The following is a 26,253-nucleotide window of genomic DNA, read 5'->3' on the forward strand; positions in this document are numbered from 1 at the left end:
CCGGCGGCGCATCCCAGGAGGGCGCGTGGCGCGGGCCGCTGCTGGCCGCTGCCTGGCCAGCGCCGCTTTGGCGGGCTTGTTCCTGGGCCGTGGTCTTTTGCCACAGGCCCTCCAGCTCGGCGGCGGGCAACTGGGCCTTGTCGGCGATCTCGCCCAGCAGCTGGCGCTTGAGGGCACCGTCTGGCAGCAGGTTCCACAGCGGGCGGGCGTTGCTCGACATACGCGCCCGGCCTTCGGCCTGGCCCAGGTCGCAGAGCTCGCTGGCTGCTTCCAGCAAGAAGCGCGACAGCGGCGTGGCGTCATGCACATGGCGGGCAAAGGCGTCGGCGCCGTATTCGCGCACAAAGCTGTCTGGGTCGTGCTCGGCGGGCAGAAAAAGAAACTTGATGCTGCGGGTGTCGCTGGCATAGGCCAGCGCGCCATCGAGCGCCTTGCGGGCGGCGCGGCGGCCGGCGGCATCGCCGTCAAAGCTGAAGACCACGGTGTCGGTAAAGCGGAAGAGCTTGTGCACATGGTCGGGCGTGCAGGCGGTGCCCAGGGTGGCCACCGCATTCGGAAAGCCGAGCTGGGCGAGCGCGACGACATCCATATAGCCCTCGGTCACCAGCACATAGCCATGCTCGCGGATGGCGGTGCGGGCCTCAAACAGGCCATAGAGCTCGCGGCCCTTGTGGAAGACCGAGGTTTCGGGCGAATTCAGGTATTTGGGCTTTTCATCGCCAAACACGCGGCCGCCAAAGCCGATGCATTCGCCCTTGATATTGCGGATGGGGAACATCACCCGGTCGCGGAAGCGGTCGTAGCGCTTGCCTTCGCCATCGTCCGATTCAATCACCAGGCCCGATTCAACCAGCTTGGCATCGTCATAGGCGGGGAAGATACTCGCCAGGCTGCGCCAGCCTTCGGGCGCGTAACCCAGGCCAAAGCGCTTGGCGGTGACGCCGCTCACGCCCCGGCCCTTGAGGTAGGCAATGGCCTTGGGCGACTGCGACAGCTGCTTGCGGTAGGCGTCACCGGCTTTTTCGAGCAGATCGGTGAGCGAGGCCTGCTTTTCGCGCGCCTGCGCGGCGCGCTCGCGCTGCTGGGGCGAGACATCGTCCTCGGGCACCGGCAGGCCCACGCTCTGGGCCAGGTCGGTCACCGCTTCGCGAAAGCCCATGCCGGTGTGGTCCATCAGAAAGCCGATGGCATTGCCGTTTTTGCCGCAGCCAAAGCAATGGTAGAACTGCTTGGAGGGGCTGACGCTGAAGGAGGGCGATTTCTCGCCATGGAAGGGGCACAGCCCCATGAGGTTGGCGCCGCCTTTTTTCAGCTGCACATAGCGGCCGACCACGTCGACAACGTCGACGCGGGAGAGCAGCTCCTGGATAAATGACTGGGGGATGGACACCCGGCTATTGTCGCGCATGCCGGGCTGTGCCGCCGCAGCGCCTCCCCAATCTGCCCCCGGGTCAATGGCCAATCCCGGCTATCGATCGTGTGACAGCGCGCAATCTTCGCGTCAGCCGCTTGTGGCACAGTGTTTGCAGAGGAGGCAAGCACTGATGAACAGCATTTTTGACACCGGGCTCGAGCAAAACGGGGCCAACCACACGCCGATGACCCCGCTGGGCTTTATCGCCCGCAGCGCCGAGGTCTACCCGGAGCGCCTCGCCATCATCCATGGCGAGCTGCGCCAGACCTGGGCGCAGACCTATGCACGCTGCCGCCAGCTGGCCAGCGCCTTGCAGCAGCATGGCATTGGCAAGAACGACACGGTGGCGGTGATGCTGCCCAACACGCCGCCGATGGTGGAGGCGCATTTTGGCGTGCCGATGGCAGGGGCCGTGCTCAACACCCTCAACACCCGGCTCGATCCGCAGACGATTGCCTTCATGCTGGACCACGGCGAGGCCAAGGCGCTGATCGTGGACCCCGAATACGCCGGTGTGGTGGCCAAGGCCCTGGCGCTGCGCCAATCGCAGGCGCCCATCCTGCTGGTGGATGTGGAAGATGCGCTGTACGGCGAGGCCAGCGAGCGGCTGGGCAGCCTCAGCTACGAGGCCTTGCTGGCCCAGGGCGATGCCAGCTTTGACTGGCAGCTGCCCGGCGATGAGTGGGACGCGATTGCACTGAACTACACCAGCGGCACCACCGGCAACCCCAAGGGCGTTGTCTACCACCACCGGGGCGCGGCGGTGAATGCCATCAGCAACGTGCTGGAATGGGACATGCCCAAGTTTGCGGTCTACCTGTGGCCCCTGCCGATGTTCCACTGCAATGGCTGGTGCTTTACCTGGACGGTGGCGCTGCGCGCCGGCGTCAATGTCTGCCTGCGCCGGGTCGATGCGCAGGCCATTTTTGCGGCGATCAAGCGCCATGGCGTGAGCCACTACTGCGGCGCGCCGATTGTGCACAGCCTGCTGGTCAATGCGCCGGCGGCCTTGAAGGAGGGCGTGCCCGCTGGCGTCAAATGCATGGTGGCCGGTGCTGCGCCGCCTGCGGCCATGATCGAGGGCATGGAGCAGCTGGGCTTTGACCTGACCCATGTCTATGGGCTGACCGAGGTCTATGGCCCGGTGATGGTCTGCGCGCAGCAGGCCGACTGGCAGGGTATGGATGTGGGTGAGCGTGCCCGGCTCAATGCCCGCCAGGGTCTGCGCTACCACCTGCAGCGCGATGCCCAGGTGCGCGACCCGGAGACGATGGCGGCCGTGCCGCAGGACGGCCAGACCATGGGCGAGATCATGCTGAGGGGCAATATCGCGATGAAAGGCTACCTGAAAAACCCCGAGGCCACGCAGGAGGCGTTTCGCGGTGGCTGGTTCCATACCGGTGACCTGGCGGTGCAGGACCCCGATGGCTATATCAAGATCAAGGACCGCAGCAAGGACATCATCATCTCGGGCGGCGAGAACATCTCGTCGATCGAGGTCGAGGATGTCCTCTACCGCCATCCCGCCGTGCTGGCTGCGGCCGTGGTGGCCAAGCCCGATGCGCGCTGGGGCGAGACGCCTTGCGCCTTTGTCGAGCTCAAGCCCGGCGCCCAGGTGAGCGCCGAGGACATCATTGCCCACTGCAAAAAGCATTTGGCTGGCTTCAAGATCCCGCGTGCGGTGGTGTTTGGCGAGCTGCCCAAGACCAGCACCGGGAAGATCCAGAAGTTCGAGCTGCGCAAGCAGGCGGGGTCTGCAGACGCGATAGACAGCTGATCCAGCCTGAACACCCATGAAAAAACCCGCCGCAGCTTGCTGGGGCGGGTTGGGTTCGGCGGATCAGGCCTGGCGCTTACTTGCCCCAGGAATCCTTCAAGCCGGTGATCTTGTTGAACACCGGCTTGTCGCTGCGGTGGTCATGGCGGTCGGCCACAAAGTAGCCAAAGCGCTCGAACTGGAACTTGTCGTCAGGCTGCGCGGCCTTGAGCGAAGGCTCGACATAGGCGGTCACGACCTTCAGGCTGTCCGGGTTGAGCAGCGCCAGGAAGTCCTTGCCGCCGGCATCGGGCTGTGGATCGGTGAACAGGCGGTCGTAGAGGCGCACTTCGGCTTGCACGCCATCGGCCACGCCCACCCAGGTGATGGCGGCCTTGACCTTGACGCTGTCCGCACCAGGCGTGCCGCTCTTGGTGTCGGGCACCACGGTGGCCAGCACCTTGGTGATCACGCCATCGGCATCCTTCTCGCAGCCGGTGCACTCGATCACATAGCCGCCCTTGAGACGTACCTTGTTGCCGGGGAAGAGGCGCTTATAGCCCTTGGGGGGTACTTCGGCAAAGTCTTCGCGCTCGATCCAGACCTCGCGGCCCAGGCTGAAGTGGCGCTCAGGCGCGACCTGGCCTTCTGCCGGGTGGGGCAGGGCGGGCAGGCTGCAGGCTTCGAGGTGCTCGGCACTGCCAAACACCTCGGCCCAGTTGCTCAGCTCCAGCTTGACCGGGTCCAGCACCACCATCGCGCGATGGGCCTGGTTTTCCAGGTCTTCGCGCAGGCAGCCGTCCAAGGTGGCGTAGTCGATCCAGGCGTAGTCCTTGGTCACACCAATGCGCTCGCAGAAATTGCGGATGGACGCCGGGGTGTAGCCACGGCGGCGCAGGCCGACGACGGTGGGCATGCGTGGGTCGTCCCAGCCGCTGACCAATTGGTTGTCCACCAGGTGCTTGAGCTTGCGCTTGCTGGTGATCACATAGGTCAGGTTCAGGCGCGAGAACTCGTACTGGCGCGGCTGGGGCGCATCGATCAGGCCGCCCGTGCGCAGGTGGTCCAGCAACCAGTCGTAGAAGGGACGCTGGTCCTCGAACTCCAGGGTGCAGATCGAGTGGGTGATGTGCTCGTAGGCGTCCTCGATCGGGTGCGCAAAGGTGTACATCGGGTAGATGCACCATTGGTTGCCGGTGTTGTGGTGCTCGGCATGGCGCACCCGGTAGATCGCAGGATCGCGCAGGTTGATATTGGGCGCCGTCATGTCGATCTTGGCGCGCAGCACGGCCGCGCCATCGGGCAGCTTGCCCTCCTTCATGTCGGCAAAGCGCTGCAGGTTCTCGGCCACGCTGCGGTCGCGGAACGGGCTGTTGACGCCAGGGCGCGTGAAATCGCCCCGGTTGGCGCGCATCTCTTCAGCGGATTGCTCATCCACATAGGCCAGGCCTTGCTCGATCAGGTAGACCGCGCAGCGGTACATGAAGTCGAAGTAGTTGCTGGCGTAGTAGAGGTTTTGCTCGCCGCTCGGGTCCTTCCAGTCAAAGCCCAGCCAGCGCACGGCATCGATGATGCCGTCCACATACTCCTGGTCTTCCTTTTCCGGGTTGGTGTCGTCAAAGCGCAGGTGGCAGACGCCGCCAAAGTCGCGTGCGAGACCAAAGTTCAGGCAGATCGACTTGGCGTGGCCCACGTGCAGGTAGCCGTTGGGCTCAGGTGGAAAGCGGGTGCGGATCTTGGCCTGGTCGATGGGGCCCTGCTGGTGGTGCTGGGCATCGCCAGGCGTGCCACCCCAGTGGCGCTGGGCGTAGCTGCCTTTTTCGAGGTCGGACTCGATGATTTGTCGCAGGAAATTGGTGGGTTTGACCACTTCGTCACTACCGTTGTGCGAAGCGCTCGGGGCAGATGCATTCATAGTTGTGTATTCTAAGGGAGTACCCTGATGGCTGGAACGTATTGCGGTTTCTGGGGCTCTGACCCAGTGTTGGGCATGCCATTTACGCTTTGCAACAGGATATCTTGTCTTGAAACCATAATTTGCAGCGCCTTTGGTATCTTTCTGCCTGCTTGCCGCGTTGAAAGTCCAATGACATTTTTCAGGGATTCTCGCAAGGAGATCAATATGCGCAATTCGATGCTGAAACAAGGCTCTCGCTGGGCCGCTGCTGCGGTGCTGACTGGCTTGGCGCTGATGAGTGCTGGCGCCCATGCCAGCCGGGTATCCTGGTCGGTGGGCATCAATGTGCCCGCACCGGTGTACGTGGCCCCCGCGCCGGTGTACGCACCCCAGCCCGTGTATGTGGCGCCTCCCCCTGTGTATGCACCCCAGCCGGTCTATGTGGCGCCTCCGCCCCCTGCCGTGGTCTACCGCCCCGCTCCGGTGTACCGCCCAGCGCCCGTGTACTACGGCCCACCTCCCGGCCGCTACTACCGCCACCATCGCCACGACCGCGATTACTACCGCTATTGAGCTGCCTGGCAGCTTGCGCAACCGATGCCCTGGCCCGCCAGGGCTTTTTTTATGCGCGCTTGCCGGGGCTCCCAACCGGCCAGCTGTCGCTTGGGCTGTGCGCTGGGGTGCCGAATGCTCGGATAATCCACAGCTGTTGTCCGTTGTGGAAGCTGAGATGAAAACTGTTTTTGTACTGAACGGCCCGAACCTGAACCTGCTGGGCCTGCGCGAGCCCACCATCTATGGTGCCCACACCTTGGCCGATGTCGAGCAGCTCTGTGCCCAGGCGGCTGCCCGCAACCAGCTGGCGCTGCGTTTTCACCAGAGCAACCATGAAGGCGCCTTGATCGACTGGCTGCACGAGGCAGGCCAGCTGCAGCGCGAAGGCCGGCTGGCCGGCGTGGTGCTCAATGCCGCCGCCTACACCCACACCAGCGTGGCCTTGATGGATGCGATCAAGGGCGCGGCGCTGCCGGTGATCGAGCTGCATATCAGCAATGTCCATGCCCGCGAGGCCTTCCGCCACCATTCCTATATTGCGCCCGTGGCCAAGGCGGTCATCTGCGGCCTGGGCGTGCAGGGCTACAGCATTGCGATCGATGCGGTGGCCCAGGTGCTGCTGGCGCCCACCGCCTGAGTGCTGCGATGTCCGATGTTCTAGACACCCGCGCTGCGGGCTTGCTGCCGCTGCCGGCGCTCTACGAGACGCTGCTGGCCAAGGCGGCGCGGCGGACCACCGTTTTTGAAGGCCAGACCGTGGTCTGGCATAGCTGGGGCGCGCGCCGCCCTGGCACGCTGCCCTTGGTGATGCTCCATGGCGGCAGCGGAAGCTGGACCCACTGGATCCGCAATATCGATGCGCTGCTCGCCCAAGGCCATGAACTCTGGCTGCCCGATCTGCCGGGCTTTGGTGATTCCGACCCGCCGGCCGTGGGAACGGACGCCGATGCCATGCTCGCACCTTTGCATGCCGGCATGGCGCAGCTGGATCTGCTGCCTTGCCAGCTGATGGGTTTCTCTTTCGGCGGTATGACGGCGGCCATGCTGACCGCTGCCTACCCGCAGGCGGTAGAGCGCCTGGTGCTGGTGGGGGCCCCCGCCATGGGCGTGGTGCCGGAGAAGCAGTTCAGCTTGAAGGGCTGGCGCCATCTGAGCGACCCGGCCGAGCAGCTGGAAATGCACCGCTACAACCTCGGCGCGTTGATGCTCTGGGATGCCGCCAAGATCGACGACCAGGCCCTGGCCGTGCACCAGCACAATGTTGTGCGGGACCGCCTGCCACGCCGGCGCCTGGCCAACACCGATATCCTGGCGCAGTCGCTGCCGCAGATTGCCTGCCCGGTCGCTGCGATCTATGGCGCCTATGACGCGCTGTACAAAAGCTATATGCCCGCGCTGGAGCACCAATACCGCGCGGTCACGCCCCATCTGCAGGCCTTTGTGCGGCTGCCCGACGCCGGCCATTGGGTGCAGTATGAGCAGCCCGAGGCCTTTATGGCCACGCTGCTGCCGCTGCTCTCTTCCTGATTGACCTACCTGGAACCGGCTGGCCGCGCAACGGCGCGACCGGCCCAAGCACTATGACCACCTCTACCTCTTCCTTTCGCCCCGTGATCGCCATCCATGGCGGCGCCGGCACCATCACCCGCGCCTCCATCACCCCCGCGCAACAGCAGGCCTACCGCGATGCCTTGCGCGATGTGCTGCAAGGCGCGCAGCAAAAACTGGCGGCAGGCGCGCCTGCCGAAGCAGTGGCGGTGGAGGCCGTGCGCCTGCTCGAAGAATGCCCGCTGTTCAACGCCGGGCGCGGCGCCGTGTTCACGGCCGATGCCACGCATGAGATGGATGCCTGTGTGATGCGCGGGCGCGATCTGGCCTGTGGATCGCTGGCCGGTGTCAGCACCGTGCGCAACCCGGTGCGTGCGGCCCTGGCGCTGATGGAGGCGGGCGGGCCGGTCTTCATGATTGGCGAAGCGGCCGAGCGCTTTGCCCAGGCCCAGGGCTGCGAGATGGTGGCGCGCGACTGGTTCTCGACCGAGCAGCGCCTGGCCCAGCTGCGCACCGTGCAGGCCGCAGCGCTGGCATCGGGCCGCGAACAGGTGGCGTTGGACCACAGCGCGCAAAGCCAGACCCAGGCCCAGGCTGCGCCGCTCGATGAGCGCAAGAAGATGGGCACGGTCGGTGCGGTGGTGCTGGATGTGCATGGCCAGCTGGCTGCCGCCACCTCGACCGGTGGCCTGACCAACAAGAAGCCCGGCCGTGTCGGTGACTCGCCCGTGGTAGGTGCGGGCACCTATGCCAAGCATGGCGTGGTGGCTGTCTCCTGCACCGGCGTCGGCGAGGCCTTTATCCGGGGTTCGGCCGCCCACACCGTGGCCGCGCGCATCGAGCTGCTGGGCGAGTCGGTGGCCCAGGCCACGGCCGAGGTCATCCACCGCGTGCTGCCGCCGCTGGGCGGCGATGGCGGCCTGATCGCCGTGGGTGCCGACGGTGAGGTCTCGCTGTGCTTCAACTCCGAAGGCATGTACCGGGGCCAGATCGGCATAAATGGCGAGGCGCTGGTCGCCATTTATGCCAACGACGTCTTGGCTCCAGCGTGATCGTGCATCGCTGAGCCAGGAGCCCACCAACGGGCCCCGAACCGACCCCATCGATGACGGAGTGGTTTGCCTGCAACGGGCAAGCCGCCGCACCACGATGGTGCGCGCCTCTGCGGGAATTGCGTAGGTGAAAACCATAGGCCGTTTTGCCTCCAAACCAGCCCCCCGGCTTTCTACAATTGCAAACACTGTCACCCAGGTGAATATCTATGCCTCAGTGTTCTTGCCAACACGGGGATTTTTCTCAAGGATTTGTCCCAACCCGGGTGCCTGTCCTGCTTTACGGCTTGTGCCTTCTTCGCGAAGCCCCGCACTGCCCCTTCTACCTATGTCCAACCCCAGTTCTACTCCCGTGCACGATGACCTGACGCCGCCCGTTTTGCAGGTGCGGGATCTGTCCGTGAGCTTCAAGACCGAGCAGGGACGGGTGCAGGTGGTCAAGAACCTGAACCTCGATGTCTACGCCGGCCAGACCCTGGCGGTGGTGGGCGAGTCGGGCTCGGGCAAGTCGGTCACGTCGCTGGCGCTGATGCGGCTGGTGGAGACCGGCGGGGGCCAGATCGACAGCGGCTCGATGCTGCTGCGCGGCCGCCATGCCGGCACGATCGACCTGGCCAAGGCCACCTCCGCCCAGATGCGCCAGGTGCGCGGGGCCGATATGGCGATGGTGTTCCAGGAGCCGATGACCTCGCTCAACCCGGTGTTCACCGTGGGCGAGCAGATTGCCGAATCGATTCGCTTGCACCAGCGCAAGTCCAACAGCGCGGCGATGGCCGAAGCGCTGCGCATGATGGAGCTGGTGCGCATTCCCGAGGCCCGCAATGTGCTCACGCGCCACCCGCACCAGCTGTCGGGCGGCATGCGCCAGCGCGTGATGATCGCGATGGCGCTGTCCTGCAAGCCCTCGCTGCTGATTGCCGATGAACCGACGACGGCGCTGGATGTGACCATCCAGGCCCAGATTCTGGCGCTGGTGCAGGAGCTGCAGCGCGAGATGTCCATGGGCGTGATCTTCATCACCCACGATATGGGCGTGGTGGCCGAGGTGGCCGACCGCGTGCTGGTGATGTACCGCGGCGACAAGGTCGAAGAGCAGGACTGCGTGCAGCTGTTTGCCAACCCGCAGCAGACCTATACCCGCAACCTGCTGGCCGCCGTGCCGCAGCTGGGCGCCATGCGTGGCAAGGATTTGCCAGAGCGCTTCAGCCTGCTGGGCCAGGGCACGCAGGCCGAGGCCGCCGCGCCCGAGACATCGACCGTGCAAGCCGGTGAGCCGGTGCTGCAGGTCAACAAGCTCGTGACGCGTTTTCCAATCAAGGAAGGCCTGTTTGGCGGCGTCAAGCGCCAGGTCTATGCGGTCGAGCAGGTGAGCCTGAGCCTGCAGCCGGGCGAGACCCTGGCGGTGGTGGGCGAATCCGGTTGCGGCAAATCCACCACGGGCCGCGCGCTGGCCCGTTTGATCGATTTCCAGTCCGGCGATGTGCAGGTGGCTGGGCGCGATATTGCCAAGCTGCAAGGCGCGCAGCTGCAGGCGCTGCGCCGCGATATCCAGTTCATTTTCCAGGACCCGTTTGCCTCGCTCGATCCGCGCCTGACTGTGGGCTACAGCATTCTGGAGCCCATGCTGATCCACAAGCTGCTGCCGCGCGAGCAGGCAGAAAAGAAGGTGGAGTGGCTCTTGGAGAAGGTGGGCCTGCCCCCGGTTGCTGCCAACCGCTACCCGCATGAATTCTCGGGCGGCCAGCGCCAGCGCATCGCCATTGCCCGCGCGCTGGCCCTGAACCCCAAGGTGGTGATTGCCGATGAGGCGGTCTCTGCGCTCGATGTGTCGATCCGCGCGCAGATCATCAACCTGATGATGGACCTGCAGCGGGAGTTTGGCATTGCCTTTTTGTTCATCTCGCATGACATGGCCGTGGTCGAGCGCGTCAGCCACCGCGTGGCCGTCATGTACCTGGGCCAGATCGTCGAGATCGGCCCGCGCCGTGCGGTGTTCGAGAACCCGCAGCACCCCTATACCAAGCGCCTGATGGCGGCCGTGCCGATTGCCGACCCCACGCAGCGCCGCCAGCACACCTTGAATGTGGCCGAGATCCCCAGCCCCGTGCGCGGGGTGGACGACCCGCCGCGCGTGCTGCCCATGCGCGAAGTGGGTCCGGGCCACTGGGTGGCCCAAGAGATGCCGCAGCCCGCGGTGCCTGCCGGCCAGGTGCAGGATCTGCAGCCGGCTTGAGCCTGCGCAGGAGTGCCCAGCTGAGTAACGCCAAGAATGTAGTGGGTCTGGTCGCCGCCGTGGTGGGCCAGCCGATGCAAAACCTGAAGAGGAGAGTTGATATGCAACGACGTTTGACTTCGATCGCCGCAGCCATGCTGATGGCGGGTTCGGCTTTGCCGGCGTTTGCCGCCAAGGATGTGACGGTGGCCGTGTACTCGTCTTTCACGACGACGGACCCCTATGACGCCAACGACACCGTGTCGCAAGCGATGGCCAAGTCCTTCTATGAAGGCTTGTACAGCTTCGACAAGGACATGAAGATGATCCCGGTGCTGGCCACCGGCTTCGACGTGAGCAAGGACGGTCTGGTCTACACCTTCAAGCTGCGCAGCGGCGTGAAGTTCCATGACGGCACCCCCTTCAATGCCGAAGCGGTGAAGGCCAACTTTGACCGCGTGACCAACCCAGACAACAAGCTCAAGCGCTACAACCTGTACAAGAACATCGCCAAGACCGAGGCGGTGGACGAGCACACTGTCAAGTTCACGCTCAAGGAGCAGTTTGCACCTTTCGTCAACTCGCTGGCCCACCCCTCGGGCGTGATCATCTCGCCCGCTGCGCTCAAGCAATACGGCAAGGACATTGCCCAGCATCCCGTGGGCACCGGCCCCTTCAAGTTCGTCGAGTGGAAGCCTTCGGACTATGTGAAGGTCAGCAAGTTTGACGGCTACTGGCAGCAAGGCCTGCCCAAGGTGGATTCGATCACCTGGCGGCCGGTGGTGGACAACAACACCCGCTCGTCGATGATGCAGACCGGTGAGGCGCAGTTCGCTTTCAGCGTGCCGCCCGAAGCCGTTGAAAACCTCAAGAAGAATGCCAACCTCGACATCGTGGTGGCGCCTTCGATCATTGCGCGCTACATCTCGCTGAACACCACGCAAAAGCCTTTTGACAACCCCAAGGTGCGTGAGGCGCTGAACTACGCGATCAACAAGGAAGCACTGGCCAAGGTCGCATTTGCCGGTTACGCCATCCCTTCCGAAGGCGTGCTGCCCAAGGGTGTGGAATTTGCCACCAAGCTGGGCCCCTGGCCCTACGATCCAGCCAAGGCCAAGGCCTTGCTGAAGGAAGCGGGCTACCCCAATGGCTTTGAGAGCACCCTGTGGTCGGCCTACAACCACTCCACCGCCCAGAAGGTCATCCAGTTTGCCCAGCAGCAACTCGCCCAGGTGGGAGTGAAGGTGACGGTGCGCGCGCTTGAAGCAGGCCAGCGCGTCGCTGAAGTGGAATCGGTGCAGGATCCAGCGAAGGCTGCGGTGCGCATGTACTACGTGGGCTGGTCCTCGTCCACCGGCGAAGCCGACTGGGCGATGCGTCCGCTGCTGGCTGGTGAAAGCCAGCCTCCACGCGGCTTTAACACCGCCTACTACAACAATGCCGAAGTCAATGCTGACATTGCCAAGGCGCTGGTGACCACCGATGCGGCTGAGCGCGGCAAGATCTACGCCGATGCCCAGCAAAAGATCTGGAAGGATGCGCCCTGGATTTTCCTGAACACCGAGCAACTGGTGTCGGCCAAGTCCAAGAAGCTGACGGGCTTCTACGTGATCCCGGATGGCAACTTCAATTTCACCGACGTCGACCTGAAGTAATCCATGTATCGCTACCTGCTCAAACGCTTGCTCGGGCTGATACCGACACTGCTCATCGTTGGCGTGCTGGTCTTTGGCTTCGTGCACATGCTGCCCGGTGACCCCGCGCGCCTGGCTGCTGGCCCCGAAGCCGGCCCGGAGACGATCGAACTGGTCCGCAAGGACCTGGGGCTGGATCTGCCCATGCACCAGCAGTTCATCCGTTACTTCAGCAATGCGTTGCAGGGCGATTTTGGAAAATCCATCCGGACCAAGCGCCCGGTCTCGCAAGAGATTGCCGAGCGCTTTGGCCCCACTTTCTGGCTCACCGTGGTGGCCATGGCCTGGTCGGTGGTGCTGGGCATGTTTTTGGGCATTGTCTCGGCCGTCTGGCGCAACCAGTGGCCTGACCGGCTGGGCATGACCCTGGCGGTGTCGGGCATCTCGTTCCCGTCCTTTGCGCTGGGCATGCTGCTGATGCAGTATTTCTCGGTCAAGCTCGGCTGGCTGCCCACCGTGGGTGCGGACAGCTGGAAGCACTATGTGCTGCCGTCGCTGACCCTGGGCGCGGCCGTGGCGGCCGTGATGGCACGCTTTACCCGCAGCTCCTTCATCGACATCCTCAAAGAGGACTATGTGCGCACCGCACGTGCCAAGGGCTTGAAGGAGACCGTGGTCGTCATCAAGCATGGCCTGCGCAATGCGATGATTCCGGTGGTGACCATGATGGGCCTGCAGTTCGGCTTTTTGCTGGGCGGCTCCATCGTTGTCGAGGTGGTGTTCAACTGGCCGGGCATGGGCCGCTTGCTGGTCGACGCCGTCGAGATGCGCGACTACCCCATCATCCAGGCCCTGGTGCTGCTGTTCTCGCTGGAATTCATCCTGATCAATCTGGTGGTCGACCTGCTTTATGCATGGATCAACCCCACCATCCGTTACCGCTAAGCAGGTGCTTTGGCCATGACTACTCCGAACGCTCCTGAATCTGCCGACCGCCCTGTGGCGGCGGCCCCTGCTGCTGGCGCTGCTGCGCCCTCCCTGCCTGCCAACCTGGCCGCATCAACGCGCATGCGCACGCCGATGGCCGAGTTCTGGCGCAAGTTCAAGCGCCAGAAGCTGGCCTTGTTCGCTGGCATCTTCATCATCGCACTGGTGCTGGTGGCCGTCCTGGCGCCCTGGATCGTGCCCTACGATGCCGAGAACTTCTTTGACTACGACGCGCTGAATTCTCCCCCCACGGCCAAGCACTGGTTCGGTGTCGATTCGCTGGGCCGCGACATCTTCAGCCGCATCCTGGTGGGCGCGCGCATCTCGCTGGCGGCCGGCTTTGTGTCGGTCGCCATTGGCGCGGTCATTGGCGCCATCCTGGGCCTGCTGGCTGGCTACTACGAAGGCTGGTGGGACCGCTGCGTGATGCGCATGTCCGATGTGCTGTTTGCCTTCCCCGGCATCCTGCTGGCCATCGGTATCGTCGCCATCCTGGGCAACGGCATGATCAATGTGATCATGGCCGTCGCGGTGTTCAGCGTGCCCGCCTTTGCCCGCCTGGTGCGCGGCAATGTGCTGGCGCTCAAGCAGCAGACCTATATCGAGGCGGTGCGCTCCATTGGCGCGCCCGACCGGGTCATCATGCTGCGCCACCTGCTGCCAGGCACCGTCTCGTCGGTGGTCGTCTACCTCACCATGCGTATCGGCACCTCGATCATCACGGCAGCGAGCCTGTCCTTTCTGGGTATGGGCGCGCAGCCACCAACGCCGGAGTGGGGCGCGATGCTGAACGAGGCGCGCAGCGATATGCTCAACGCGCCGCATGTGGCGCTGTTCCCGAGCCTGGCGATCTTTGTGACGGTGCTGGCCTTCAACCTGCTGGGCGATGGCCTGCGCGATGCGCTGGACCCCAAGCTGGACAACTGAGCACCTGGGCAGATCATCTGCCAAGCAAAAGCGGCAAGCGCCTTGGGCTGCTTGCCGCTTTTTTTGTTGGCCGGCCAACTTAGGCCGGTGAGGCACCCAGTTTCTGGAGCCGCTTCAAGAACACCGTGAGCTCCTTGGCGGTCTGCGTATCACCCTGCTGCTCTGCCACCTGCAGGCCTTGCTGCCAGCTGGCCTGCGCTTGCGCGCGGGCATCGGCTGCGCCTGATTCGAGCTGGGCCTTGCCCAGCAGCTTCCAGGCGGCCGAGTACTGCGGGTTCTGGGCGACGGCCTGCGCCAGGTGCAGCGCGGCGGCCGCATAGTCTTCGTCCTTCAAGCAGGCCTGGCCCAGGCCAAAGCGCAGCACCGCGCTGTCTTGCCCCTTGGCCAGCAGTTTTTCCAATCCTTCGCGCATGCGCTCTCCTTTGTATTGCGCCCAGCATAGTGCGCGGCCTTTGTCCGCAGAGTCTGTGCGCATAAAAAAAGACGCTCCGGGGAGCGTCTTGTGCTGGTGTGGCGCGGGCTGCCTCAGCGCTTTTTCTTGGTGGTGCTGGTGCTGCGCTTGGACGGGGCCTTCTTGGTGGCCGTCTGGCGCACGGCGGGCTTTTTGGCATTGCTGCTGCGGCTGCCACGGGCTGCATGGCCGCCGCTGGTGGCGGGGGCTGCGCCTACGCGCACGGGCATGTACAGAACCACTTGGTGGCCCACCTTGAACGCAGTCTTGACCCCGACATCGTTCCAGTCGGCCACCTGCGCGGCGGTGACGCGGTAGCGCTGGGCCACGCGGGCGACGGTGTCGCCCTTGCGCGCCTTGACGGTGGTGCGGCGGGTGACCACTTCCGGGGTCAGCGCAATGTGGGCGTTGTCGGCCAGGTGGCTGGAGACATCCTGCTTGACAGCGGCCGAGCGCGGCACCATCAGCGACGAGCCGCCCTTGACCATCATGCGCGGCGGAATATTGTTGACCGCACGCAGGTCGTTCTCGCTCATGCCGACCATGCCGGCGGCGGTGGCCACGGTCATGGTGCTGGGCACGGTCCAGACGGTCCAGCTCGCGTACTGGCCTTTTTCATGGGCCTGCAGGTTGCGGCGGAATACATTGGCGTTGTCCCAGGGCAGCAGCACCTGCGGCGTGCCGGCCTTGAAGATCACCGGGCGGTTGAACGAGGGGTTGAGAGACTTCAACTCATCCATCGTGACGCCGGCCATCTCGGCCACCTGGGCGGTGTCGATGTCGCGGTCCAGGGTCACGGCCTGGAAGTAGGGGTGGTTCTCGATCAGCGGCAGCTCGGCCTGGAAGCGCTCGGGGTGGGCAATGATGTTCTTGACCGCCTGCAGCTTGGGCACGTAGTTGCGCGTCTCGTCGGGCATGCTCAGGTCGGTATAGGCGCCGCCCAGGCCTTGCTTCTGGTTGCGCGCAATGGCGCGGCCCACGCTGCCTTCGCCCCAGTTGTAGGCGGCCAGTGCCAGGTGCCAGTCGCCAAACATGTTGTAGAGCTTTTGCAGGTAGTCCAGGGCTGCGCGGGTCGAGGCCAGCACGTCGCGCCGGTCGTCGCGGAACATGTTCTGCTTGAGGTCGAAATAGGTGCCGGTGGCGGGCATGAACTGCCACATGCCGGCCGCCTTGGCGCTGGAGACCGCCTGCGGGTTGTAGGCGCTCTCGATGTAGGGCAGCAGGGCCAGCTCGGTGGGCATGCCCCGGCGCTCGAGCTCCTCGACGATGTGGAACATGTACTTGGAGGAGCGCTCGGTCATGCGCTGGATGTAGTCGGGCCGGCTGGAATACCACTGCTCCTGGTTGCTGACCAGGTCGTTTTCCAGATCGGGCATCGCAAAGCCCCGGCGGATGCGGTCCCAGAGGTCATCGGGCACGGCCAGGCTGGTGACGGCGCCATTGCCCTGCAGGCTGGCCGCATTGATGGGGCTCAAGGGGCCGCTGGGGTAGTTGGGGGTGTGCGGTACCGAGCTGATCTTCGGTGCATCGTCCGCATTGGCGGTGGGCGGGCCGCCGGTCTCGGTCGTGGCGCAGCCAGTCAGGGCGAGCAGGGCGCTGAGGCTCCACAGGTACAGATACTTCATCAGAATTGGTTCTTCCAGCGACGCAGCGCGGCAAAAACGGCGACCGGGTCGCTGCCAGGGGTGGAGGGATCAAACTGCTGCGCAGCGCGGGCCACGGTGGCCAGGCTGCAGCGCAGGAAAGGGTTGATGCGCAGCTCGTTGCCAAGTTGCGCAGGCAAGGTGGGCACGCCGCGCTCACGCAGCTGCTCGCAGTGCGCCAGGTAATGGGCGATGTCGGGGTTGTCGGCCTCTACCGCCTGCGCAAAACGCAGGTTGGACAGCGTGTACTCATGGGCGGCGCAAACCCGCGTGTTGGCGGGCAGCGCAGCGAGCGCCGACAGCGATGCATGCATCTGCGCGGGCGTGCCTTCAAAAAGGCGGCCGCAGCCGCCTGAGAACAAGGTATCGCCACAGAACAGCACCGGCTGCCCGGCCACATCGGCGCAGTAATAAGCGATATGCCCGGCGGTATGGCCGGGCACATCGATCACCTGCCACGGCAGGCCCAGCAGCTCCAGCCTGTCGCCGCCCCGCATGGGCTGGCAAGGCTGGGGAATGTCCTCGGTGGCCGGGCCGTAGACCCGGGCACCGGTGGCCTCGCGCAGCTCGGCCACGCCGCCGGTATGGTCGCCATGGTGGTGGGTCACTACAATGGCTTGCAGCTGCAGACCCAGGCGGCGCAGCGCATCCAGCGCGGGGGCGGCCTGGCCTGGGTCGACGACCAGCGCGCGCTGTCCGTCGTGCAGCAGCCAGATGTAGTTGTCGTTGAAAGCGGGCAGAGGTAACAGATGCATGAATGACCAAATTATAGGCACGCAAAATTGGTGGCAGACGCCGCTGGGCAGCTACATGCTGTCCTGGGAGCAAACATGTTACGACGATGCCGTGGCCGATATTTTTGGCTTCCATAGCCTGCAGATCGGGCTTTTCCCGCTGCAGGGGCTGCGCAACAATCGCACGCCCCACCGCTGGCTGGCGCTCGACTCGACCGAGCAGGCCGCGCAGTGGCAACAAAGCCGCCTGGCAGATGTACAGAGCTTTGCACCGCCTTTACAAAGCGAGCCGGGCCTGGCCACGGCCGCCGCAGAGGCCACCACTGCCAGCCTGCTGTGTGATGCCCATGCACTGCCGTTTGGCCCCGATACCCTGGACCTGGTGCTGCTGCCCCATACCTTGGAGCTGAGCGCCGACCCGCATGCGGTGCTGCGCGAAGTGGCCCGTGTGCTGGTGCCCGAGGGCCGGGTGCTGATCAGCGGCATCAATCCGGCCAGCCTCTGGGGCATGCACACCTGGGCCCGCCGCATTCCGGGCCTGCAAAAGCTCCCGCCGATGCCCGATGACCACAATCTGATTGGCTATGGGCGTTTGCGCGACTGGCTCAAGCTGCTGGGGCTGGAGCTGCAAAGCGCCAGCTTTGGCTGTTTTCGCCCAGCGATGCGCAGTGACGCCTGGCTGAGCCGCTGTGAATGGATGGACCGGGTCGGGCCCACGGCCTGGCCGGTGCTGGGCGGGGTGTATTTTGCCGAGGCGGTGAAAAAAGTGCCCAGCATGCACAAACTGGCTGCGCCGTGGAAGGCGCCGGCGCCCAGCGGCGCTGCGCGCCCTGCGGTGGCCGCCCGTGAGCGGTTGAGCCAGACGCAGCACCGCGTGGAATAGCGTTGCGGTGCCAGGCGGCAGTGCGCTGCGCACCGGGGCCGAACATGGCGCGCAAATGCGCTTATAGTGGCCCCCTGTAATTGCGGCAAGTGCCAAGGAGTGGGTGTGAACCAAGTGGTGATTTATACGGACGGTGCCTGCAAGGGCAACCCTGGCCCTGGTGGCTGGGGCGCTTTGCTGAGCGCTGGCACTGCGCAAAAGGAGCTGTTTGGTGGCGAGCTGGGCACGACCAACAACCGCATGGAGCTGATGGCGGTGATTCAGGCGCTCGAAGCCTTGAAGCGCCCCTGTGATGTGCAGCTGTATCTGGACAGCCAGTACGTGCGCAAAGGCATCACTGAATGGATCACGGGCTGGAAGGCCAAGGGCTGGCGCACTGCCAGCAAGGAGCCTGTGAAGAATGTCGATCTCTGGCAGCGCCTCGATGCGCTGGTGCATGGCGGCGAGCACCGCATCACCTGGCACTGGGTCAAGGGCCATGCCGGTGACCCCGGCAATGAACGGGCTGACGCGCTGGCCAACCGGGGTGTGGCGATGGCGCTGGGCCGGGGCTGAGCCCTTTTAGTATTGCAAGCAGGGAGAACAAGCAATGGGACGCATCATGCGCATTCTGGCCGTTGTCGGTGTGTTGGCCGCTTTGTATGTGGCCTACCGCTACGGCGTGTTTTAAGCCGGGCGTTGCGCCCGTGCTGTACGGCGCCCACCCGCCAGTGCCGGGGGGGGGCGAATGCGCGGTTTTTTACTCAGACGCAGCAATGCGGCGCAGCGCATTGCTGTCGCGCACCGTCAGGCCCGAGGGCTCGATGCGGATGGAGGACTCGCGCTCCATCGATTTGAGCTCCTGGTTCACCCGCTGGCGCGAGGCGCCCAGCAGCTGGGCCAGCTCTTCCTGGGCCAGTTGCAGGCCGATGCGGGTTTCGCTGCTTTCCTTGCCGGGCACGCCGTAGCTGCGCGAGAGGTGCAGCAGCTGCTTGGCCAGGCGTGCGCGCAGTGGCAGGGTGTTGAGGTCTTCGACCATGCCGTAGAGGCTGCGGATGCGGCGCGCATGCATGCGCGCCAGCGCCTGGTAGAACTCCACATGGGTCTGCAGAATGCGCTGGAAGTCGGCCTTGCTCACGCAGACCAGCGTGGTCTCGCCATGGGCATAGACGTCATGCGTGCGGCTGTCGTCGTCGAACAGGCCCACATCGCCAAACCAGGTGCCTGGCTCGACATAGGTCAAGGTGATCTGCTTGCCGGTGAGCGATGCCGAGCTCACGCGGGCGGAACCCCGGGCCACGGACACCCACTCTTCGGGCTCATCGCCACGGGAGAAGATCAACCCGCCATCCTTGAAGCGCTTGACATAGGCACAGCGCAGAATGTCATGGCGCAAAGTCGGCGAGAGGGTGCTGAACCAGCGCCCTGTGTTGATGGCTTCGCGCTCTTCGGGGGTCAGGATTGGATCGTCCATGGCATGTCGTCTCGGTGACTGGAATTATGAATTTTGTCGCTTGTGCGACGGTCATCACCGAATGTATAGCATTGCCGCCAAATTGTTAATTGTCACCCGAGCCCCTCAGGCGTGCGGCAATCCAAGTTGTCCGTTTTTGCAACCTGCGCAGCAGCAAGGAATAGGCGCTATATGCTCATTGGGTTTGCATATATCGCTATCAATTTGATATTTGGGTTTCCCCGGTGTGCGCGAATGACGAAGGGGTACTTCTTTAATGGTGAAGCTGGTCTTAAATGCTGGGGTATTGGGGCCAACGCTCCCAGCGCTTTCCCTCTTGTTTGAGGCCGTTTTTTCAGGCTGCCAGGCGCTTGCGCAGGCGCTGCTGCCACACTTCGACCAGCACCACACCCAGGCCTGCGCAGCAGATCAAGGCCATGCCGGCGGCTGTTGCCGCATCGGGCAGCTGGCCAAAAATCAGCCAGCCCAAGGTGGTGGCCGAGACGATCTGCAGGTAGTTGAAGGGCGCCAGCAAGGTGGCGCTGGTCTTGCTGTAGGCAGTGATCTGCAGCCAGTGGCCGACAAAGCCGGACAGGCCGGTGGAGGCCAGCAGCAGCCACTGCCAGACCGTCAGATCGAGCTGCTTCCAGAAAAAGGGCAGCAAGGCGCTCAGCACCAGTGCGCCAAACAGGCCCCCGTAGAGGTTGCTGGTGAGCGGGTCGTCCGCTGCCACGCGGCGCGTGCTGATCTGGAACAGTGCGAAGGTGCTGGCCGTCACCACGCCCCAGATGGCCCCCTCGGTGGACAGCTGCCCGCCCGGGCGGATGACCACCAGCATGCCGACAAAGCCCAGCAGCACGCCTGCCCAGCGGTGCCAACGCGGCCGCTCGCCCAGCAGCCAGGGCGCCAGCACCATCAGCAGCAAAGGGGCCATGAAGTTCATCGCCGTGCCCTCGGCCAGCGGCACCATGCTCAGCACATGGAAGAACAGCAAGGTGGTGGCAATCATCAGCACCGAGCGCTGGACCTGGCGCGCGAGCGACTGCGTGCGAAACAGCCCCATGCCGCGCTTGGGCAGCACAAACACCCCCATCAGCACCACATGGCCGACATAGCGGAACCAGGCCACCATCAGCACCGGCACCCCCGCCAGGACCAGCAGCTTGCCACTGGCATCGAGGCTAGAGAGAATCCACAGCCCGCAGACATGCAAGGCGATACCGAGTTGGCTCATGGGAGGCAGTTTTAGCGCAGCAGAGGCGGCCGATTGTAACCACGGGTTGGGCATTTTTCAGTCACCGCATCAATAGGCTGATTCAGTGGCTTGCCTTGTCATGCAGACGCAAAAAAGCCGATCGGAAGGTTCTTCTTCGATCGGCGATAAGGCCCAGGCACTGGGTGGTGGGTGCCGGGCCGCAGTCGGAGGGGGCGCTGGGCGCCCGGCCTCCTGCTGTTCAAGCGCGTAGCAATCAGGCCGCAATGGCTTGCTGCATGGGCGTGGCCACGGCCTGGGCGATCTCGGCTTGGGCCTTGCTGATGGCGGCGGCGCGGGCTTCAGGGCCCATGGCCAGGCCTTCGGCGCGGGCAAAATGCACATCGGTGATGCCGATAAAGCCGAAGATGGTTTGCAGATAGGTTTCCTGGTGCTCCATCGCACGGCCGCCTTCGCTGGTCGAGTAGATGCCGCCGCGCGATTCGACCACGATCACCTTCTTGCCACCGGCCAGGCCTTCAGGGCCGTTGGCGGTGTAGCGGAAGGTGCGGCCGCCCTGCAGCACGCGGTCGATCCAGCTGCGCAGCTGGGTGGGGATGCTGAAGTTGTAGAAAGGCGCGCCGATGACGATCACGTCGGCTTCGAGCAGCTGGCTCACCAGGGTTTCGGAGATGGCATTTTGCTCGCGCTCGGCTTCGGTCTTGGCATCCTGGCCGGTGCGAAAGCCCAGTGCGTCAGCGCCCAGGTGGGGTGGCGTGTTGACGGCCAGGTCCAGGTACTCGACCTGGGTGTTGGGGTGTACCGCGACCCAGGCCTTGACGGCTTCGGCGCTCAGTTGGCGGGAGACGGAGTTGGCGCCCAGGATGGACGAATCGATATGCAGCAGTTTCATGGTCAGTCCTTCAATCAGGTGACGGCTTTTGCTGCACTCGCAGCATTTTTGCCAATGGCTGAATTCTGTCACTGCTGGCGGGCCGGATTGAGGGCTGGAATTGGGTTGGATTGTTCTATTTTTAGAACTATGATGGGCAGACTTTTTTGCCGCCTGTGCCCGCGCAGACCGCGCTAACGCTGCCTCTCACGATGAAATACGACCTCAACGACATGTACTACTTTGCCGAAGTGGTCGAGCGCGGCGGCTTTGCTGCGGCGGGCCGCGCGCTGGGGGTGCCCAAGTCGCGCCTGTCGCGCCGCATTGCCGATCTGGAGGCGCAGCTGGGCGTGCGGCTGCTGCAGCGCACGACGCGCAGGCTGTCCTTGACCGATGCCGGCGAGACCTTTTTGCGCCATGCGCAAACGGCGCGCGAGGCGGCGCAGAATGCCCAGGCCGAGATGGAACAGACCCAGCGCGAGCCCTCGGGAACGGTGCGCGTGTCCTGCCCTGTCACCCTGGCCCAGGGCGCGGTGGGCAAGCTGCTGCCGGCCTTTTTGCGTACCTATGCCAAGGTGCGCATCGAGATGCTGGTGACCAACCGCACCATCAACCTGATCGAAGAGGGCATTGATGTGGCGCTGCGGGTGCGTGCCAATCTCAATGACAGCGGCAGCCTGGTGGTCAAGCGCCTGGGCATGACGCGCCAGCGCCTGGTAGCCAGCCCCGAGCTGCTGGCCGTGCATGGCGTGCCGCAGACTCCGCAGGACCTGGGCAGCAAGATCCCGACGATGTCGCTGACCAGCGCCGATGGCAACAGCACCTTGCAGCTGGTGGGGCCCGAAGGCGAGCATGTGACCATCCACCACCAGGCCCGCTATGTGGCCGATGACCTGGTGACCTTGAAATATGCGGTGCTCGACGGCATTGGCGCCTGCTGGATGCCCGCGGCCATGGTGCGCGATGAGGTCGCCAATGGCGACCTGGTCGAGCTGCTGGCCGGCTGGAGCATCCCCGAAGGCATCTTGCATGCGGCCTTTGTCTCGCGCCGCAATATGGCGCCTGCGCAGCGTGCGTTTCTGGACTTCATGGGCGAGAACCTGCCGCTGCAGCGCATTGGCCAAACCGATGGGACTTGAATGCCTGGCGCTGCTTCATATTAGTTTTAGAAATAACAATACTAAAAAATAGTCGTTGTTGATCTAAGAGCCTGCTTTGACAATGCATGCATGTCCGGTGCCTGTCTTGTCACGATCAACCCCTCCACCCCGCCACGCCATGCGGCCATTGCGGCCGCACAGCGCAATGGCCAGCGGCCTGTGCAGCCCGGGTGGCGTGGTGAAGCCGAGACGGGTGCGCCGGTCTCGGTGGTGATCGTGCCGGGCTGGCGCAACTCCGGCCCCGGCCATTGGCAAAGCCTGTGGGCCGAGCGCATTGCCGGTGCCTTGCGTGTGGAGCAGGTGGACTGGTTGCAACCCCACCGCAGCCCCTGGGTGGCCAATGTGCAAGAGGCCATTGAGGCCGCGCCGCACCCGGTCATCCTGGTGGCCCATTCGCTGGGCTGCATCACCAGCGTGCATGCGGTTGAGCAACTGCGCAACCAGCAAAGCGGCCGCATTGCCGGGGCCTTGCTGGTGGCACCGGCCGATCCGGAACGCCGCGCGCTGTTTGAAGACTTCACACCCGTGCCCGCGAACCCGCTGCCCTTTGCCAGCATTGTGGCTGCCAGCAGCAACGATCCCTATTGCCCCATCCGCATGGCCAGCGCCTATGCCAAAAGCTGGGGCAGCACCTTTGTGCGCGTGCCCGCGGCCGGCCATATCAATGTGGAATCGGGCCATGGCGAATGGCCGCTGGGCTGGGCCTTGCTGGGTGCCTTGGCATCGTTGGCGCCGGTGCAAGCGCAAGCAGCCTGATTCGCGCCCCCCAGTCCCTTTTTTCCGCCTCCATGCCTGGCATTTCTGCATAGGTGCATGCAGTCAGCTTTTGCGCTGCCTGCACTTTGGCTGCGGGCAAAAAAATGCCAGCAACGAATGCTGGCCAAGGAGGGGTTCGGTTGAATCAATAGGCTTATATTGCCTTAAATTGAGCGCCTCAATGTCGGTAATTTGTATGTGTTAGTGACGTTCATCAAGGCCGCTGTTACACCCCGGCGGTCAATCAGGCTCAGAGGCGCTTCTTGGCCGCGTCGGCGGCGTCTTTCAAGCTCTCTTTCACATCACCGGCCTTTTTCTGGATTTCGCCTTCTGCCTCCAGCGCCTTGCCCTTGGCGATCTGGCTGGGGCTGTTGATGGCCTTGCCGACACCGGCCTGTGCTTCGCCTGCCAGGTCCTTGATCTTGCCTACGACTTGGTCCTTGTTCATGGTGTCACTCCTTGCTTGGTTGAGGTGTAGCCATTGTGCGCAGCGGGCCTGCCAGGGGCTGTCAGTGCGCAGTCGTGCTTGTTGTGCGGTATCGCCGACAGCATTCAGCGCGCGGCCAACAGCGACAAGATTAATTACAACTTGGGTGCAGCCCGAACCAACCCGGGCCGGGCTTATGGCCGCTGTTTGAGCGGGCTGTGGTCCTGCAGCGCGCGCTGGTACTCGGCCATGCCTTGGGACTCGCGCGCCAGATAGCGCTCTACCGCCTGGGCAAAACCGGCATGGGCCAGCCAGTGGGCGCTGGGGGTGCGCACTGGCATGAGGGCGCGTGCCATCTTGTGCTCGCCCTGCGCGCCGCCTTCAAAGCATTGCAGGCCATGGCGTATGCACCATGCAATGGGCTGGTAGTAGCAGGCCTCAAAGTGCAGGCAATCCACCCGTTCCAGCGCACCCCAGTAGCGGCCATAGGCATGGCGCGGCCCGCTGCCTGGCGCATCGATGGCGATCAGACTGGCGGCGATGGGGCGGCCCTCGCGCTCGGCGATAAAGAGCAGCCAGTGCTCCGCCATCTCGGTACGCATCGCGGCAAAGAAGGCCGGGGTCAGGTAGGGCGCGTTGCCATGCTCCAGATAGGTGCGCTCATAGCACTGGTAGAAGAAGTCCCAATCGGCAGCGCTGATCTGGCTGCCGCAGGCATGGCGGAACGTGACGCCAGCGGCCTGCACCTTGCGCCGCTCCTGGCGAATCTTTTTGCGCTTGTCCTGCTGCAGCTCGGCCAGAAAATCATCGAAGTCGGTGTAGGGCCTGGCATCACCGGCCTGCGCAGCATCGCGGTTGCGCCAGTGGAACTGCACGTTCTCGCGCTGCATCAGCGCAATGTCATCCGCCGCCTGCAGATCAGGCGCAGCGCCAAACAGCAGGTGCAGCGAGGAGACCTGCTGCTGCTCGCAAAACTGGGTAGCGGCATGCAGCAAGGGCGCGCGAAAGCGGTCATCGGCCACCAGCAGGCGGCTGCCGGGCACGGGTGTGAAGGGCACGGCAATGACGGCCTTGGGGAAGTAGTCCAGGCCATGCTCGGCATAGGCCCGCGCCCAGGCAAAGTCAAACACATACTCGCCATAGGAATGGCTTTTGAGGTACATCGGGCAGGCGCCCACCAGCGCATCGTCCTGCCACAGGCTCAGGTGGCAAGGCTGCCAGCCGCTCTCCACAGTGGCGCTGCCGCTGTCCTCCAGCGCCTGCAGGTAGGCGTGGCGCATGAAGGGGGTGGGGCGCTCTTGCAAGGCCAGCAGCCCATCCCAGGCGGTGGCATCGAACGCGGCCATGCTGGGCAGAATGCGCAGCTCCAGGCTGGGGCCGGGGTGGGGTGCGGGCGTGGGGTCAGCGGGCAGCGAGGTCATGGCCCGATTGTGGTCTGCCTGCAGCGCCGCTGCAGGGGGCAGGTTATGCGGCTTGGCGCTGGTGGCTGTGCACCAGGTCCATCAGCGCGGCGATCTCCTCATCGCTGCTGGACCAGGAGGCGACAAAGCGCACCACCACCTCGCCCGCCTGCAACTGGGTGCCGGCCGGCACGCTGGTCGCGTACCAGTCGGAGCAGCGCACGCCCTGGGCGCGCAGATGTTCATAGAGCGCAATGGGCATCCGCACAAACACTTCATTGGCCTGGGTGGGCCAGCTCAGGCGCACGCCGGGCGTGGCGACGAGTGCAGCCGACAGTTTGGCTGCCATCGCATTGGCATGGCGGGCCAGCTCCATCCAGTGGCCGCCCTCCAGCCAGGCGCAGAACTGCGCGCCGATGGTTCGGCTCTTGGACACCAACTGGCCGCTGCGCTTGATGCGCAGCGAGAAGTTCTGGGCCAGCGCCGGGTCGAAGAACACCACCGCCTCGGCCATCAGCGCGCCGTTCTTGGACGCGCCCAGGCTCAGCACATCGACACCTGCGCGCCAGGTGATATCGCCCGGGTGGCACTGCAGCGCGGCAATCGCATTGGCCAGGCGCGCGCCATCCATATGCAGGCGCAGGCCCAGCGCATGCGCCTGGGCGGCCAGTGCGGCAATCTCTTGGGGCTGGTAGACCAGGCCGTTCTCGGTCACCTGGGAGATGCTCAAACCGCTGATCACCATGTTGTGGGGCGCGTCATGGGGGGTGCGTTCCACAAACGCGGCCAGGTCTTCGGCGCTGATCTTGCCGTTGTCCGTGGCCATCGGCAGCAGGCTGGCGCCGCCGGTAAACAGGGCCGGGGCGCTGTTCTCATCGACCGCGATATGGGCCATGTTGTGGCAGACCACGGCGTTCCAGGGCTGGGCGATGGTGGACAGCGCCAGGCAGTTGGCCGCCGTGCCGGTGGTGACGAAGAACACTTTCACAGGGGTGCCAAAGGCCTCGCCCAGCATCTGCTCGGCGCGCTGGCTCCATTCGTCGTTGCCGTAGGCGGACTGGATGCCGCTGGCGGCCTCCACCAGGGTTTGCAGGATGCGGGGGGAGACGCCGGCTTGGTTGTCGCTGCCAAAGTTCATGGGACGCTGCAGGTAGTGGTGCAAAAGCCTGATTCTGCCCGCAAACCGCGCGCCAGCTGTCCCGGATTGGCGGGATTTGCGCGCCGCTTCCCAGCCCTGGGGCTTTGTAGGCTAGACTCTTTGGCTGCGCCAGGCGCGGGCCCTGCCCAGCCTCCTTGTGGCC

The 26,253-nt window shown here is 64.5% G+C and carries 24 protein-coding genes; 13 read left to right on the forward strand and 11 right to left on the reverse strand.

Features of this window, described 5'->3' with window-relative positions; genetic code table 11:
- A partial coding sequence (gene dnaG, locus H928_RS0102675; RefSeq protein WP_021025115.1) for a DNA primase occupies window positions 1–1,408 on the reverse strand: 1,408 nt, incomplete at its 3' end.
- A 136-nt stretch (window positions 1,409–1,544) separates the two neighbouring features.
- Here dnaG and H928_RS0102680 point away from each other — a divergent pair.
- Window positions 1,545–3,191 (forward strand): acyl-CoA synthetase, encoded by a 1,647-nt coding sequence (locus H928_RS0102680; protein WP_021025116.1) that lies wholly within the window; start codon window positions 1,545–1,547, stop codon window positions 3,189–3,191.
- 76 nt (window positions 3,192–3,267) lie between these two features.
- Here the strand turns inward: H928_RS0102680 and H928_RS0102685 are convergent, their stop codons facing one another.
- Entirely contained in the window at window positions 3,268–5,085 is a 1,818-nt protein-coding gene (locus H928_RS0102685; RefSeq protein ID WP_021025117.1) for a glutamine--tRNA ligase/YqeY domain fusion protein, read from the reverse strand.
- Window positions 5,086–5,292: 207 nt separating this feature from the next.
- On the opposite strand from H928_RS0102685, the gene H928_RS0102690 reads away from it, so the two are divergent.
- From H928_RS0102690 to gsiD, 8 genes are all read left to right on the forward strand, one after another.
- Window positions 5,293–5,640: a hypothetical protein gene (locus H928_RS0102690; RefSeq protein ID WP_027010469.1), complete on the forward strand. Its 348-nt coding sequence runs from the start codon at window positions 5,293–5,295 to the stop codon at window positions 5,638–5,640.
- Between the two features lie 157 nt (window positions 5,641–5,797).
- Complete coding sequence (gene aroQ / locus H928_RS0102695; protein ID WP_021025119.1) at window positions 5,798–6,259, forward strand: type II 3-dehydroquinate dehydratase; 462 nt, start codon at window positions 5,798–5,800, stop codon at window positions 6,257–6,259.
- A gap of 8 nt (window positions 6,260–6,267) precedes the next feature.
- Entirely contained in the window at window positions 6,268–7,149 is an 882-nt protein-coding gene (locus H928_RS0102700) for an alpha/beta fold hydrolase (protein WP_021025120.1), read from the forward strand.
- 53 nt (window positions 7,150–7,202) lie between these two features.
- The gene (locus H928_RS0102705; RefSeq protein WP_021025121.1) at window positions 7,203–8,222 is read left to right on the forward strand and encodes an isoaspartyl peptidase/L-asparaginase family protein; all 1,020 of its coding nucleotides are present in this window, start codon (window positions 7,203–7,205) and stop codon (window positions 8,220–8,222) included.
- Window positions 8,223–8,550: 328 nt separating this feature from the next.
- Complete coding sequence (locus H928_RS25830; RefSeq protein WP_052329684.1) at window positions 8,551–10,455, forward strand: dipeptide ABC transporter ATP-binding protein; 1,905 nt, start codon at window positions 8,551–8,553, stop codon at window positions 10,453–10,455.
- A 101-nt stretch (window positions 10,456–10,556) separates the two neighbouring features.
- Window positions 10,557–12,089, forward strand: a complete 1,533-nt coding sequence (gsiB, locus tag H928_RS0102715; protein WP_027010471.1) for a glutathione ABC transporter substrate-binding protein GsiB — start codon at window positions 10,557–10,559, stop codon at window positions 12,087–12,089.
- 3 nt (window positions 12,090–12,092) lie between these two features.
- Window positions 12,093–13,013 (forward strand): glutathione ABC transporter permease GsiC, encoded by a 921-nt coding sequence (gsiC, locus tag H928_RS0102720; RefSeq protein ID WP_021025124.1) that lies wholly within the window; start codon window positions 12,093–12,095, stop codon window positions 13,011–13,013.
- A gap of 15 nt (window positions 13,014–13,028) precedes the next feature.
- Window positions 13,029–13,982 carry a glutathione ABC transporter permease GsiD gene (gsiD, locus tag H928_RS0102725; protein WP_084635624.1) on the forward strand — a complete coding sequence of 318 codons (954 nt, stop codon included), beginning with the start codon at window positions 13,029–13,031 and terminating at the stop codon, window positions 13,980–13,982.
- Between the two features lie 79 nt (window positions 13,983–14,061).
- Here the strand turns inward: gsiD and H928_RS0102730 are convergent, their stop codons facing one another.
- The 3 genes from H928_RS0102730 to gloB all read right to left on the reverse strand — a co-directional run bounded on the left by H928_RS0102730 (window position 14,062) and on the right by gloB (window position 16,831).
- A complete protein-coding gene (locus H928_RS0102730; protein ID WP_021025126.1) occupies window positions 14,062–14,394 on the reverse strand; it encodes a hypothetical protein in 333 nt (110 codons plus the stop codon).
- Window positions 14,395–14,507: 113 nt separating this feature from the next.
- Complete coding sequence (locus H928_RS0102735) at window positions 14,508–16,058, reverse strand: transglycosylase SLT domain-containing protein (protein WP_021025127.1); 1,551 nt, start codon at window positions 16,056–16,058, stop codon at window positions 14,508–14,510.
- Window positions 16,058–16,831: a hydroxyacylglutathione hydrolase gene (gene gloB / locus H928_RS0102740; protein ID WP_021025128.1), complete on the reverse strand. Its 774-nt coding sequence runs from the start codon at window positions 16,829–16,831 to the stop codon at window positions 16,058–16,060. The genes H928_RS0102735 and gloB overlap by 1 nt, the downstream gene beginning before the upstream one ends.
- Between gloB and H928_RS0102745 the strand changes: the two genes are divergently transcribed.
- Window positions 16,830–17,693 carry a class I SAM-dependent methyltransferase gene (locus H928_RS0102745; protein WP_021025129.1) on the forward strand — a complete coding sequence of 288 codons (864 nt, stop codon included), beginning with the start codon at window positions 16,830–16,832 and terminating at the stop codon, window positions 17,691–17,693. The two genes, gloB and H928_RS0102745, sit on opposite strands and share 2 nt — an antisense overlap.
- A 105-nt stretch (window positions 17,694–17,798) precedes the next feature.
- Window positions 17,799–18,248, forward strand: coding sequence for a ribonuclease HI (gene rnhA, locus H928_RS0102750; RefSeq protein ID WP_027010474.1), 450 nt, complete (start codon window positions 17,799–17,801; stop codon window positions 18,246–18,248).
- Between the two features lie 184 nt (window positions 18,249–18,432).
- On the opposite strand, the gene H928_RS0102760 is transcribed toward rnhA, so the two are convergent.
- The 3 genes from H928_RS0102760 to H928_RS0102770 all read right to left on the reverse strand — a co-directional run bounded on the left by H928_RS0102760 (window position 18,433) and on the right by H928_RS0102770 (window position 21,230).
- On the reverse strand, window positions 18,433–19,146 hold the full coding sequence (locus H928_RS0102760) for a Crp/Fnr family transcriptional regulator (protein ID WP_021025131.1): 714 nt from the start codon (window positions 19,144–19,146) through the stop codon (window positions 18,433–18,435).
- Between the two features lie 334 nt (window positions 19,147–19,480).
- Window positions 19,481–20,359: a DMT family transporter gene (locus H928_RS0102765; protein ID WP_021025132.1), complete on the reverse strand. Its 879-nt coding sequence runs from the start codon at window positions 20,357–20,359 to the stop codon at window positions 19,481–19,483.
- Between the two features lie 235 nt (window positions 20,360–20,594).
- On the reverse strand, window positions 20,595–21,230 hold the full coding sequence (locus tag H928_RS0102770; RefSeq protein ID WP_021025133.1) for an FMN-dependent NADH-azoreductase: 636 nt from the start codon (window positions 21,228–21,230) through the stop codon (window positions 20,595–20,597).
- 191 nt (window positions 21,231–21,421) lie between these two features.
- Here H928_RS0102770 and H928_RS0102775 point away from each other — a divergent pair, with 191 nt between their 5' ends.
- Together H928_RS0102775 and H928_RS0102780 are read left to right on the forward strand one after the other, a co-directional pair.
- Window positions 21,422–22,348, forward strand: coding sequence for a LysR family transcriptional regulator (locus H928_RS0102775; protein ID WP_021025134.1), 927 nt, complete (start codon window positions 21,422–21,424; stop codon window positions 22,346–22,348).
- 90 nt (window positions 22,349–22,438) lie between these two features.
- Window positions 22,439–23,125 (forward strand): alpha/beta hydrolase, encoded by a 687-nt coding sequence (locus tag H928_RS0102780; protein ID WP_021025135.1) that lies wholly within the window; start codon window positions 22,439–22,441, stop codon window positions 23,123–23,125.
- Window positions 23,126–23,375: 250 nt separating this feature from the next.
- On the opposite strand, the gene H928_RS0102785 is transcribed toward H928_RS0102780, so the two are convergent.
- The 3 genes from H928_RS0102785 to H928_RS0102795 form a co-directional block, all read right to left on the reverse strand.
- Window positions 23,376–23,573, reverse strand: a complete 198-nt coding sequence (locus tag H928_RS0102785) for a CsbD family protein (protein WP_021025136.1) — start codon at window positions 23,571–23,573, stop codon at window positions 23,376–23,378.
- Between the two features lie 173 nt (window positions 23,574–23,746).
- A complete protein-coding gene (locus H928_RS0102790) occupies window positions 23,747–24,973 on the reverse strand; it encodes a GNAT family N-acetyltransferase (protein ID WP_021025137.1) in 1,227 nt (408 codons plus the stop codon).
- Window positions 24,974–25,016: 43 nt separating this feature from the next.
- A complete protein-coding gene (locus H928_RS0102795) occupies window positions 25,017–26,090 on the reverse strand; it encodes a low specificity L-threonine aldolase (RefSeq protein WP_021025138.1) in 1,074 nt (357 codons plus the stop codon).
- Between the last annotated feature and the right edge of the window lie 163 nt (window positions 26,091–26,253).

The sequence above is a fragment of the Comamonas sp. B-9 genome (assembly GCF_000410635.1).
Taxonomy (GTDB): Bacteria; Pseudomonadota; Gammaproteobacteria; order Burkholderiales; family Burkholderiaceae_C; genus Comamonas.

What these genes read in the sequence shown, in the direction of transcription:
- H928_RS0102680 (WP_021025116.1), top strand. Translation starts at nt 1,545, where the DNA reads ATGAACAGCATTTTTGACACCGGGCTCGAGCAAAACGGGGCCAACCAC.
- H928_RS0102685 (WP_021025117.1), bottom strand. Translation starts at nt 5,085, where the DNA reads ATGAATGCATCTGCCCCGAGCGCTTCGCACAACGGTAGTGACGAAGTG.
- H928_RS0102690 (WP_027010469.1), top strand. Translation starts at nt 5,293, where the DNA reads ATGCGCAATTCGATGCTGAAACAAGGCTCTCGCTGGGCCGCTGCTGCG.
- aroQ (WP_021025119.1), top strand. Translation starts at nt 5,798, where the DNA reads ATGAAAACTGTTTTTGTACTGAACGGCCCGAACCTGAACCTGCTGGGC.
- H928_RS0102700 (WP_021025120.1), top strand. Translation starts at nt 6,268, where the DNA reads ATGTCCGATGTTCTAGACACCCGCGCTGCGGGCTTGCTGCCGCTGCCG.
- H928_RS0102705 (WP_021025121.1), top strand. Translation starts at nt 7,203, where the DNA reads ATGACCACCTCTACCTCTTCCTTTCGCCCCGTGATCGCCATCCATGGC.
- H928_RS25830 (WP_052329684.1), top strand. Translation starts at nt 8,551, where the DNA reads ATGTCCAACCCCAGTTCTACTCCCGTGCACGATGACCTGACGCCGCCC.
- gsiB (WP_027010471.1), top strand. Translation starts at nt 10,557, where the DNA reads ATGCAACGACGTTTGACTTCGATCGCCGCAGCCATGCTGATGGCGGGT.
- gsiC (WP_021025124.1), top strand. Translation starts at nt 12,093, where the DNA reads ATGTATCGCTACCTGCTCAAACGCTTGCTCGGGCTGATACCGACACTG.
- gsiD (WP_084635624.1), top strand. Translation starts at nt 13,029, where the DNA reads ATGACTACTCCGAACGCTCCTGAATCTGCCGACCGCCCTGTGGCGGCG.
- H928_RS0102730 (WP_021025126.1), bottom strand. Translation starts at nt 14,394, where the DNA reads ATGCGCGAAGGATTGGAAAAACTGCTGGCCAAGGGGCAAGACAGCGCG.
- H928_RS0102735 (WP_021025127.1), bottom strand. Translation starts at nt 16,058, where the DNA reads ATGAAGTATCTGTACCTGTGGAGCCTCAGCGCCCTGCTCGCCCTGACT.
- H928_RS0102745 (WP_021025129.1), top strand. Translation starts at nt 16,830, where the DNA reads ATGAATGACCAAATTATAGGCACGCAAAATTGGTGGCAGACGCCGCTG.
- gloB (WP_021025128.1), bottom strand. Translation starts at nt 16,831, where the DNA reads ATGCATCTGTTACCTCTGCCCGCTTTCAACGACAACTACATCTGGCTG.
- H928_RS0102760 (WP_021025131.1), bottom strand. Translation starts at nt 19,146, where the DNA reads ATGGACGATCCAATCCTGACCCCCGAAGAGCGCGAAGCCATCAACACA.
- H928_RS0102765 (WP_021025132.1), bottom strand. Translation starts at nt 20,359, where the DNA reads ATGAGCCAACTCGGTATCGCCTTGCATGTCTGCGGGCTGTGGATTCTC.
- H928_RS0102770 (WP_021025133.1), bottom strand. Translation starts at nt 21,230, where the DNA reads ATGAAACTGCTGCATATCGATTCGTCCATCCTGGGCGCCAACTCCGTC.
- H928_RS0102775 (WP_021025134.1), top strand. Translation starts at nt 21,422, where the DNA reads ATGAAATACGACCTCAACGACATGTACTACTTTGCCGAAGTGGTCGAG.
- H928_RS0102780 (WP_021025135.1), top strand. Translation starts at nt 22,439, where the DNA reads ATGTCCGGTGCCTGTCTTGTCACGATCAACCCCTCCACCCCGCCACGC.
- H928_RS0102785 (WP_021025136.1), bottom strand. Translation starts at nt 23,573, where the DNA reads ATGAACAAGGACCAAGTCGTAGGCAAGATCAAGGACCTGGCAGGCGAA.
- H928_RS0102790 (WP_021025137.1), bottom strand. Translation starts at nt 24,973, where the DNA reads ATGACCTCGCTGCCCGCTGACCCCACGCCCGCACCCCACCCCGGCCCC.
- H928_RS0102795 (WP_021025138.1), bottom strand. Translation starts at nt 26,090, where the DNA reads ATGAACTTTGGCAGCGACAACCAAGCCGGCGTCTCCCCCCGCATCCTG.